Origin of the sequence: Sphingomonas azotifigens NBRC 15497 (genome assembly GCF_002091475.1) — a bacterium.
Lineage (GTDB): Bacteria > Pseudomonadota > Alphaproteobacteria > Sphingomonadales > Sphingomonadaceae > Sphingomonas > Sphingomonas azotifigens.
In genome coordinates this window covers 1-10,352 of record NZ_BCTR01000048.1, presented here as the reverse complement: position 1 = coordinate 10,352, position 10,352 = coordinate 1, and the positions used below count along the sequence as shown (strand labels likewise).

The following is a 10,352-nucleotide window of genomic DNA, read 5'->3' as shown; positions in this document are numbered from 1 at the left end:
TCCGTCGTCATCCCAGACCTCTTGATCGGGTGCCGCTTGCTGCGGATCGGGCACTACCCGCATCGATTGCCGGCGCACCATGATTTTCGCGATGGCCGCCATCCACGCTTTTCGCACGAAACTGGCTCGTCCGCGTGCTACCCCGCGTCAGCCATGCTTTTGCACCTGAAAGCGGTCTCGATCGCACGCGAGCTCCCGAGTCTCAACCAACCCGCTCGAAATGCCCGCGCTCGAAGCCCTCGGTCATCAGCGCGACGATCCGCTCCGCCACCACCTCGGGCGCCTTCACCGTCGCCGGATCCTCGCCGGGGAAGGCGCGCGCGCGCATCTTGGTGCGGGTGGCGCCGGGATCGACGATGCCGACGCGGACTTGGCTGACATTCTCCAGCTCGTGCCCATAGCTGAGCAGCAGGTTCTCGAACGCCGCCTTGGACGCGCCATAGACGCCCCAATAGGCGCGCGGGGTGCGTCCGACGCTGGAGGTGACGCCCAGCACGCGCGCGGCCGGTGCCTTGCGGAGCATCGGATCGAACGCCGCCAGCATCGCGCCTTGCGCGCTGACGTTGAGCGTCAGCACCTTGGCAAACTCGGCAAAGTCGATCGCGTTCACCGCGCTCAGCGTGCCGAGCATGCCGGCATTGAGCACCAGCATGTCGAGCGCCGGCCAGCGCTCGGCAATCGCGCCGGCGAGGCGGCCGATCGCGTCACGCTCGGCTAGGTCGAGCGGTGCGATCGTCGCGTTGCCGCCGGCCTGGAAGATCGCGTCCTCGACTTCCTCGAGCCCGCCCGCGGTCCGGGCGGTGAGGATGACATGGGCACCGGCAGCCCCGAGCGCGATCGCCGTCGCCGCGCCGATGCCGCGGCTGGCGCCGGTGACGAGGGCGGTCTGTCCCGCCAGCGGCCCGTCGCTCACCGGCTCAGCCGACCTTCTCGGCGAGCAGCGCCAGCTGGTCCGGCGGCGGCGCCAGTTCGTCCTGGTCGGTCAGCGTCGTCGGATAGTCGCCGGTGAAGCAGGCGTCGCAGTACTTCGGGTGGATGTCCGCGCGGCGTGCCTCGCCCAGCGCCTTGTACAGGCCGTCGATCGAGACGAAGGCCAGGCTGTCGGCGTGGATAAAGTCGGTCATCCCGCCCACGTCCATCTTGGCGGCGAGCAGCTTGGCGCGCTCGGGCGTGTCGACGCCGTAGAAGCAGCTGTGGCGGGTGGGCGGCGAGGCGATGCGCATGTGCACTTCCTTCGCGCCGGCATCGTGCATCATCTGGACGATCTTGAGGCTGGTGGTGCCGCGCACGATCGAATCGTCGATCAGCACGATGCGCTTGCCCGCGATCAGCTCGCGGTTCGCATTGTGCTTCAGCTTGACGCCGAGGTGGCGGACCTTGTCGCCCGGCTGGATGAAGGTGCGGCCGACATAGTGCGAGCGGATGATGCCGAGCTCGAACGGGATTCCCGATTGCTGGGCATAGCCGATCGCCGCCGGCACGCCCGAATCGGGCACCGGCACGACGAGATCGGCCTCGACCGGCGATTCGATCGCCAGCTGCGCACCGATCGCCTTGCGCACCGAATAGACCGAGCGATTGTCGCTGATCGAATCGGGGCGCGAGAAATAGACATATTCGAAGATGCACGGCCGCGGCGCCTGGGGCGCGAACGGCTTGTGGCTGGTCATCTCGCCATTGGCCTTGACGATCACCAGCTCGCCGGGCTCGACGTCGCGGACATATTGCGCGTCGCACACGTCGAGCGCGACGGTCTCCGAGGCGAACACGATCGATTCGCCCTGGCGGCCCATCACCAGCGGACGGATGCCGAGCGGATCGCGGCAGGCGATCATGCCTTCGGGCGTCATCACGATGAGGGAGTAGGCGCCCTCGACCTGCTTGAGCGCATCGATGAAGCGATCGATCAGCGTGCGGTACTGCGAGGTGGCGACGAGGTGGATGATCACCTCGGTATCCGAGGTCGACTGGAAGATCGCGCCGCGGCGGACGAGGTCGCGCCGCAGCCGCATCGCGTTGGAGATATTGCCGTTATGCGCGATCGCGAAGCCGCCGCTGGCCAGTTCGGCATAGAGCGGCTGGACGTTGCGGATCGCCGAGCCGCCGGTGGTGGCGTAGCGGACATGGCCGCAGGCCGAGAGGCCGGGCAGCGAGCGGATCACGTCGTCGCGGTCGAAATTGCCGGCGACATGGCCCATCGCGCGGTGCGTATGGAACTGATGGCCGTCCCAGCTGGTTATGCCCGCTGCCTCCTGGCCGCGGTGCTGGAGCGCGTGCAGCCCCAGCGCGACCATCGCGGCCGCGCCTTCGCTGTTGGAAACGCCGAATACGCCGCACTCTTCGCGCAGCTTGTCGTCATCGAACGGGTGTGTGGTAAGCATTGGCCCTCGGGGGGAACGGGAGCGATTGGCGGGCATATAGGCGCTTCCTCCCGGTTTGTCTCCGGTCTGTAACAGGGAAAAGGAGCGTTTACCCTTTTTGCAGGTTAACCCCCTGAGAAAGGAGCGCGATCATGGCCAAGGATCACGGCAAACAGATCAAGAATGACGATCTCTACGAGAAGCTTCGGGAGGAAGGCGCCTCGAAGGAGAAGGCCGCGCGGATCGCCAATGCGCAGGCGAACGGGAGTCTCGATTCGGGCGGCGGCACGCTGGAGGATCGCAGCAAGGCGGAACTGTACGACGAGGCCAAGGCGATCGGCATCGAGGGGCGATCCAAGATGGACAAGGCCGAACTGGTGAAGGCGATCCGGAAGCACTGAGCCGGCGAAAGTTCCGAAAGTTCCGCGGAAACGACAGGACTCGGGGGGTGGGCGCGCGCGGCACCTGCACTGTCTGGGGCCCGCGCGGATCCGTGTTCATGCCCATGATCCCTCGCTTAGCAGAAAAGCGTGCTGTAGGACAGTGTTTGTTTCTCTTTTGTTCCATATTCTCATGATCGACGGACAGGGTGACGCGCAGGCGCATCCCGGCTACATCGCGTCCCGTGACCGACAACCGCGAAACGGGCGCCATGCTCGACCCGAAATATGACGCCAACGGCCTGATCACCGCCGTCGCCACCCATGCCACCACCGGCGAGGTGCTGATGCTCGCGCATATGAATGCCGAGGCGCTGGCAGCGACGCTCGAGACCGGCAAGGCCACCTTCTGGTCGCGCAGCCGCGGGCGCTTGTGGACCAAGGGCGAGACCTCGGGCCATTTCCTCCATGTCGTCGAGGCGCGGATCGATTGCGACCAGGATGCGCTGTGGCTGCGCGTCGAGCCGCACGGCCCCGCCTGCCACACCGGCGCGCCGAGCTGTTTCTACCGCCGGATCGAGAACGGAGCGCTGGTGCGCGACGCATGAAGCCGGGCGTGCTGGCGCTGCTGCTCGGGCTGTCCGCGTGCGGCAGCCCGTCGCCCGTGGCGGTGCCGAACGCGGCGATCGATCTGGAGACGGCCGCGATCCAGCGCGGGCTGGTCCGCGATCCCAAGAATGTCAGCATCGCCGGCGCCTATGCGCGCGGGCCCGATCGCCTTTGCATCGTGCCCGCAGGCACCACGCACCGGATCGGCATCGTCATCGATTATGGCGAGGGCAATGGCTGCCGCGCGACCGGATCGGCGCGCCGGGAGGGGGAGGGGCTGACGCTCAGCCTTGGCCCCGACGGCAGCTGCCGCTTCACCGCGCGCTTTGACGGCGATCACCTCGCGCTGCCGGGCGCGTTGCCAAAGGCCTGCGCGCAGCTCTGCACCGGCCGTGCGGCACTGGCGGGTGCGCAGTTCGCACGGCTCGGCGAATCGGTGCCCGAGGCGCAGGCGATGCGCGACGCGGAGGGGCATACGCTCTGCGGGGAGTAGACGCCGTCCCCGCATATGATACCCTCTGCCGAGGTTGCCGAGACCGATCGGCAGCGATGACAGGAGAGCGCCGATGCGTGTTCTGGTCCTTGCTAGTGTCGCCTGCCTGGCGGCTGCCTTCCCTGCCTCCGCCCAGATCTGGAGCGGCCCCGTACCCGCAAGCGTCGGCGGCAGTTTCGCCGGCCGCGGGATCCATGTCCCGGCACAGCCACGATCTGCGCGCAGCGAAATCCGCGCCGGCGAGCGCAGCGGCCAGCTCACCCACGGCGAAGCGCGCCAGTTGGGACGCGCGGACACCGTGAACGGCGACATCGCCGAGCGGCTGTCGAGCGACGGGCTCACCGAGAGCGAGGCTGCCGAGCTCCAGACCCGCGCCATCCTGCTCCACGAGGATATCGTCCGTGCCCGCTTCAAGGTCTCGAAGGCGCCGAACAACTAGCGCGCGCCACTTGACGTTCACGTAAGGGTAAACTACAAAAGCAGCATGACCGCTGCTGCCGCTCCGATCGAGGCCCTGGCGCCGATCGAACCGCGTCCCGATCGTGACGCCTTCTCGATATCTGACCTGTGTGCCGAGTTCGGGGTCACCCCCCGCGCGCTGCGCTTCTACGAGGACGAGGGGCTGATCGCGCCCGAGCGGCGCGGTACCCAGCGCATCTACACGCATCGCGACCGCGCCCGGCTCGCCTGGATCCTGCGCGGCAAGCGCGTCGGTTTCAGCCTCGCCGAGATCCGCGAGATGATCGATCTCTACGACCTGGGCGACGGCCGCCGGCTCCAGCGCCAGGTGACGCTGGAGCGCTGCATGGACCGTATCGCGCTGCTGGAAGCGCAGAAGCGCGACATCGACGCGCATATCGCCGAGCTCGCGCAGTTCGTCGACCTGATCAAAAGCAAAGACAACGAACACTAAGAACAACGAGCCCTAGAGCCAACGAACACTGAGGAACCTGAAATGCCGCAGTTTACCCCGCCTGTGCGCGACACGCGCTTCGTTCTGGATCGGGTCCTCGGGCTCGATCGCTACACCAATTTGCCGCACTTCCAGGTGGCGACGCCCGACGTGGTCGACGCGGTGCTGGAAGAAGGCGGCAAGTTCGTTGCCGAGGTCCTGTTCCCGATCAACCATAGCGGCGACCAGCAGGGCTGCACCCGCCATCCCGACGGCAGCGTGACCACGCCCGACGGCTTCAAGGAAGCCTATGACCAGTTTGTCGAGAGCGGCTGGTGCACGCTGAGCGCGCCGGCCGAGTTCGGCGGCCAGGGCATGCCGCACATCGTCGCCACGGCGTTCCAGGAATACATGATCTCCGCGAACATGGCCTTCGCGATGTATTCGGGGCTGGCGCATGGCGCGATTTCGGCGCTGCTGGTCAAGGGCTCGGAGGAGCAGAAGGCCAAGTATGTGCCGAAGATGGTGTCGGGCGAATGGGGCGGCACGATGAACCTCACCGAGCCGCAATGCGGCACCGATCTGGGGCTGATCAAGACCAAGGCCGAGCCCAATGCCGATGGCTCGTACAGCATCACCGGCACCAAGATCTTCATCTCGTCGGGCGAGCACGACCTGACCAGCAACATCATCCACCTGGTGCTGGCCAAGACGCCGGGCGCGCCGGACAGCACCAAGGGCATCTCGCTGTTCGTGGTGCCGAAGTTCCTGGTGAACGACGATGGCTCGCTGGGCGCGCGCAACGCGGTGACCTGCGGCTCGATCGAGCACAAGATGGGCATCCACGGCAATTCGACCTGCGTGATGAACTATGACGGCGCCACCGGCTGGCTGGTCGGCGAGGAGATGAAGGGTCTCGCCGCGATGTTCATCATGATGAACGCGGCGCGGCTGGGCGTGGGGCTGCAGGGGCTGGCGATCGGCGAGGTCGCGCTCCAGAACGCCGTGCAATATGCCGGCGACCGCCGCCAGGGCCGCGCGCTGACCGGGCCGCAGGAGCCGACCGAAAAGGCCGACACGCTGTTCGTCCACCCCGATGTCCGCCGGATGCTGATGGAGGCCAAGGCGCAGATCGAGGGGCTGCGCGCGCTGTGCCTGTGGGGGGCGCTCCAGGTCGATCTCGAACATGCCGCGCCGACCGAGGAGGAACGCCAGCTCGCCTCGGACCTGATCGGGTTGCTCACGCCCGTGATCAAGGGCGTCGGCACCGATATCGGCTACAAGGTCGCGACCGATGCCCAGCAGGTCTATGGCGGCCATGGCTATATCGCCGAATGGGGCATGGAGCAGTATGTCCGCGATGCCCGCATCGCGATGATCTATGAAGGCACCAACGGCGTGCAGGCGATGGACCTGGTCGGCCGCAAGCTGGCGCTGAACGGCGGGCGGGCGGTGCAGGCCTTGTTCCGCGTCGTCGGCGAGGAAGTCGCCGCGGCCAAGGGCGATGCGAAACTCGCGGGCTTTGCCGAGGCGCTGGAGAAGGCGCTGGGCCATCTCCAGGGTGCGACGATGTGGCTGGCGCAGAACGGGTTCAAGAACCCGAACGAGGTCGGCGCGGGTGCCTATCCCTATATGCAGCTGACCGGGCTGGTCGCGCTGGGCCTGATGTGGCTCCGCATGGCCAAGGCGGCGAGCGAGGCTCTGGCGCAGGGCGCCGAGGACGTCGCCTTCCTCGAGGCCAAGCTGGTCACCGCGCGCTTCTATGCCGAGCGGTTCCTGCCGGATGCGAGCGGCCTGCGCCGCAAGATCGAGGCGGGCAGCGAAAGCGTGATGGCGCTCGCGCCCGAGCTGTTCAAGGCAGCCTAATCGCTGCTGGCGGTGGACGAGGCCGGCGTGGCGGGTGCCGCTGCGCCGGCCTTGTTCTGTGCGGGCGGTGTCTTGCGGCGGACCCCGTCGAGCGGGGTCGGTTCGCTGCTCGCCGCAGGGGTCGGCGTGGCGACTGGCGCGGGCGGGAGCGCGCGGCGCATGCACTGCGCGGGCGTCGGGCGGCGGAACTGTTCGCAGTTCCACAGCGCCTTCACATATTGCACCTTCTCGTCGCGCAGATAGCTGAACGACATCGCCGCGGCCTGGTCGCCGGTGGGCGGCAGTCGTGCGGGCTTTTTCGACGTGTCGAGCCACGCCATGAACTTGCAATAAGGCCGGTCGCCGCAGGTGCGCAGCGCCAGCGCAGGGTAGAGGTCCGGCAGCATGTCGTCGGGCAGTGTCACCAGGAAGACGTTCTGGTCGCCGGCTACGGCGGCGGGTATCGCGCTGGCCGGAATGGCGTTCGCGGCCTTGCGGACGTCGAACAGCAACCCGCTGGCGCCGGGATCTCCCACAGGACCGGTATCGTCGGCAGCCGCCGTACCAAGGTGCGCCGGTGAGAGCTTGGCGAGCAGCGCGATGTTGGGCTCGTCGGCGACATAGCCGCGGTTGAAGGCCGGCGGCGTGCCCCACCAGCCCGCCCAGCGGAAGAACAGGTGGGTGTGCAGTTCGACGATCTTGTCGAGGCTGGCGCTCCAATAGGGCACCACCCAGTCGGTGTGATAATGCGTGGCGTGACCGACCGGGCGGAACACCGTGCCGTGCAGCGCCATCCTCGCGATGTCCCGGGCCCGCGTCCAGGCGGCCGGGGTCGGCGACCAGCGCAGCAGCGCGCCGTCGCAGCTGAAGGTGAACTGGCAGCCGGTGCTGCGCTCCGATCCCTGGAAGACCACGCCGCACACCGTCTTGGGGAAGGCAGGGTGGCGAATGCGGTTGAGCACCACCTGCGCCACCGCGCGCTCGCCCAGCGCATCGTCGCCGGCTTCATAGACTTCGGCGGCGGCGAGACAGTCGACCGCGCGCTCCTGGCTGTCTGCGCTGCCGACGAGATGGAAGGGGCGGGCGGCCGGATTGGGATCGGTCGAGAACGGGATCGATGCGTTGAAGGCGCGGGCATCCTCAGGCGACAGGTCGGCGATCGCAACCGGTTCGACCGGCGGCAGCTCCTCCTTGGGCACGACGCGGGCAGCGAGCGCGACCGGCGGCACGCGGTGCGCACGATGCGGCATCCTGGGTGCGTTGCGCACCAGCAGGGCCGGCACCACCAGCGCGACAAGCGCGACGATGCCCGTCACCAGGCGCAGCCAGAGCGGAGAAGGGGGAGCGGAAATGCTGGGCGTCACAGGCGGTTGCGGGGCTCTCGTCGCGGGACGCCGCCTGTATCCCAAAGCGGCGGCGTTGGGAACAGCGGCGGCGTTACTGCAGTGCAGCGGAACCGATACGGGGCCGCAACCGTAGTGCAGGGCAGCCCCCACCCATTGCGCACGAACGAAGGTAGCTCCCACCCATGCATCAACCCGCGCTCGTCATCGCGCTGATCGGTGCACTCGGCATCGGCGCGCAGTGGATCGCCTGGCGTACCGGCTGGCCGGCGATCGCACTGATGCTGGTCGCCGGCGTGCTCGCCGGTCCGGTGGCGGGGCTGATCGAGCCGCACGCGGTGTTCGGCGAACTGCTCGAGCCGATCGTCTCGATCGCCGTTGCGCTGATCCTGTTCGAGGGCGGGCTCAGCCTCAACTTCCGCGAGCTGCGCCGCACCGACGGGGCGGTCACCCGGCTGGTGCTGCTCGGCGTGCCGATCGGCTGGGGGCTGGGCACGCTGGCGCTCTATTACGCGGCCGGGTTGGTGTGGCCGGTGGCGACGCTGTTCGCCGGCATCCTCGTCGTCACCGGGCCTACGGTGGTGCTGCCGCTGCTCCGCCAGAGCAATGTCGCGCAGCGGCCGCGGGCGATCCTCAAATGGGAAGCGATCGTCAACGATCCGATCGGCGCGCTGTGCGGTCTCGTCACCTATGAATATCTCCGCCGTTCCGCCGATGGCGGTACGTTGCTCAGCGTACTGGGCTCGCTGCTCGCCGCGAGCGTCGTCGCCGGGCTGATCGGCTATGTGGTCGCCAAGGCGATCGGCTGGGCGTTCCAGCGCGGCCATGTGCCCGAATATCTGAAGGCGCCGGTACTGCTCGTCGCGGTGATCGGCGTGTTCGTCGGCTCCAACCTGATCCAGCAGGAAACCGGGCTGATCACCGTGACGGTGATGGGCGTGGCGCTCGCCAATATGAAGCTGGATTCGCTGCGCGACATCCACCCGTTCAAGGAGAATGTCACCGTCCTCCTGATCTCCGGCGTGTTCGTGCTGCTTTCCGCCTCGCTGGACTTCGAGGTGCTGCGCCATTTCGAGTGGCGCTTCCTCGCCTTCCTTGCGGCGCTGCTGTTCCTGGTGCGGCCGATCACCGTGCTGCTGAGCTTGGCCTTCACCAAGGTGCCGTGGAACGAGCGGCTGCTGGTCGCCTGGATTGCGCCGCGCGGTATCGTGGCGGTGGCGATCTCCGGCCTGTTCGCGCTGCGGCTCGACAAATTGGGGTATAGCGACGGCTCGATCCTCGTGACCCTGTCCTTCGCGGTGGTGGTGGCGACGATCCTCGCCCATGGCTTCTCGATCGGGCCGGTTGCGCGGCTGCTCAAGGTGACTGGGGCGACCGAGCGGGGGCTGCTGATCGTCGGCGGGACGCCGTGGAGCCTCGCGCTGGCCGACCAGCTCCGCCAGCTCGAAGTGCCGGTTACGATCTGCGACACCAGCTGGCAGCGGCTGCGCCCGGCGCGCTCGGCGGGCATCGCCACCTATCATGGCGAGATCCTTGCCGAGGCGACCGAGGACCGGCTCGACATGTCGCAGTTCCAGGTGCTTGCCGCCACGAGCGACAATGAGGCGTATAACGCGCTGGTCTGCAACGAATTCGCCCATGAGATGGGCCGCGACAATGTCTATCAGCTCGGGAGCGGCGGCGATGACGAAGATGCCCGGGCGTTGCCGGAGTCGCTGCGGGGCCGCGCGCTGTTCACCAGCGGGCACGGCGTCGACGAGATCGTCGAGCGCGAGCAGGGTGGCTGGAGCTTCCGCAAGACCCGGCTGACCGAGCAGTTCGACTTCGACGCGGCCAAGGCCGACCTGCCCGATGCGGCGGACATGCTGCTGCTGGTGCGCAAGGGCGGGCTGCTCCGCTTCTTCTCGCACGCCAGCCGCCCGACGCCGCAGCCCGGCGACACGATCATCTCGTACGTGCCGCCCATGCCGGCGGCGCGACGACTGCAGGAGGAGGTTGCATGAGCAGATGGGCGGCGCTTGCGCTCCTGGGCGTACTGGCGGGGTGCGATGCGCGTCCGCCGTCGCGCGACAATGCCGTGGCGGAGAACAAGAGCATTCTCGCCCTGGACGAGGGGCTGGCGAACAACGGCGCCGCCGAGGCGCCCAAGTCGATCCTGCGGCCCGATGTCGTGCCGGACGAACCGGAAAAGCCCGTGCTGAAGCCGGTGGATCTTGTCGTGCCCTTCGGCGCGTCGGGGCTCAAGCTCGACGATGCCGGCAGGAAGCTGCTCGACGAGATGCTCGGCAACGCTACCCTGGCAGCAGGTGGCCCGATCACGATCGGCGGCCACAGCGACACGCGCGGCAACGATCGCGACAACCTGGTCGCGTCGCGCAAGCGGGCCGAGGTGGTGCGCGACTATCTGCTGTCGAAGGGCGTCCCCGCCGA

Annotated in this window: 11 protein-coding genes; 8 read left to right on the top strand and 3 right to left on the bottom strand. The window is 67.8% G+C overall.

Translation table 11 applies throughout. From position 1 onward, the window contains the following. Window positions 1-202: 202 nt before the first annotated feature. Both SAZ01S_RS15540 and purF read right to left on the bottom strand, forming a co-directional pair. Complete coding sequence (locus SAZ01S_RS15540) at window positions 203-913, bottom strand: SDR family NAD(P)-dependent oxidoreductase (RefSeq protein ID WP_084583190.1); 711 nt, start codon at window positions 911-913, stop codon at window positions 203-205. A 4-nt stretch (window positions 914-917) separates the two neighbouring features. Continuing rightward, window positions 918-2,381: an amidophosphoribosyltransferase gene (purF, locus tag SAZ01S_RS15535; protein WP_084583189.1), complete on the bottom strand. Its 1,464-nt coding sequence runs from the start codon at window positions 2,379-2,381 to the stop codon at window positions 918-920. Window positions 2,382-2,512: 131 nt separating this feature from the next. Here purF and SAZ01S_RS15530 point away from each other — a divergent pair, with 131 nt between their 5' ends. From SAZ01S_RS15530 to SAZ01S_RS15505, 6 genes are all read left to right on the top strand, one after another. Continuing rightward, complete coding sequence (locus SAZ01S_RS15530; protein ID WP_084583188.1) at window positions 2,513-2,761, top strand: DUF7218 family protein; 249 nt, start codon at window positions 2,513-2,515, stop codon at window positions 2,759-2,761. 224 nt (window positions 2,762-2,985) lie between these two features. Beyond that, complete coding sequence (gene hisI, locus SAZ01S_RS15525) at window positions 2,986-3,348, top strand: phosphoribosyl-AMP cyclohydrolase (RefSeq protein ID WP_084583187.1); 363 nt, start codon at window positions 2,986-2,988, stop codon at window positions 3,346-3,348. Further along, window positions 3,345-3,842, top strand: a complete 498-nt coding sequence (locus tag SAZ01S_RS15520; protein WP_084583186.1) for a hypothetical protein — start codon at window positions 3,345-3,347, stop codon at window positions 3,840-3,842. The genes hisI and SAZ01S_RS15520 overlap by 4 nt, the downstream gene beginning before the upstream one ends. A gap of 73 nt (window positions 3,843-3,915) precedes the next feature. After that, a complete protein-coding gene (locus SAZ01S_RS15515; protein ID WP_084583185.1) occupies window positions 3,916-4,281 on the top strand; it encodes a hypothetical protein in 366 nt (121 codons plus the stop codon). Window positions 4,282-4,326: 45 nt separating this feature from the next. After that, window positions 4,327-4,755, top strand: coding sequence for a MerR family transcriptional regulator (locus SAZ01S_RS15510; RefSeq protein WP_084583184.1), 429 nt, complete (start codon window positions 4,327-4,329; stop codon window positions 4,753-4,755). A 42-nt stretch (window positions 4,756-4,797) separates the two neighbouring features. Then, window positions 4,798-6,600, top strand: a complete 1,803-nt coding sequence (locus tag SAZ01S_RS15505; protein WP_084583183.1) for an acyl-CoA dehydrogenase C-terminal domain-containing protein — start codon at window positions 4,798-4,800, stop codon at window positions 6,598-6,600. Here SAZ01S_RS15505 and SAZ01S_RS15500 read toward each other — a convergent pair. Further along, window positions 6,597-7,904: a cell wall hydrolase gene (locus tag SAZ01S_RS15500; RefSeq protein WP_439951232.1), complete on the bottom strand. Its 1,308-nt coding sequence runs from the start codon at window positions 7,902-7,904 to the stop codon at window positions 6,597-6,599. The two genes, SAZ01S_RS15505 and SAZ01S_RS15500, sit on opposite strands and share 4 nt — an antisense overlap. A 203-nt stretch (window positions 7,905-8,107) precedes the next feature. Here SAZ01S_RS15500 and SAZ01S_RS15495 point away from each other — a divergent pair, with 203 nt between their 5' ends. Beyond that, entirely contained in the window at window positions 8,108-9,925 is a 1,818-nt protein-coding gene (locus tag SAZ01S_RS15495) for a cation:proton antiporter (RefSeq protein ID WP_084583182.1), read from the top strand. Continuing rightward, window positions 9,922-10,352 (top strand): OmpA family protein (locus SAZ01S_RS15490; protein WP_084583191.1); only part of this gene is annotated, 431 nt, incomplete at its 3' end. The genes SAZ01S_RS15495 and SAZ01S_RS15490, both read left to right, overlap by 4 nt.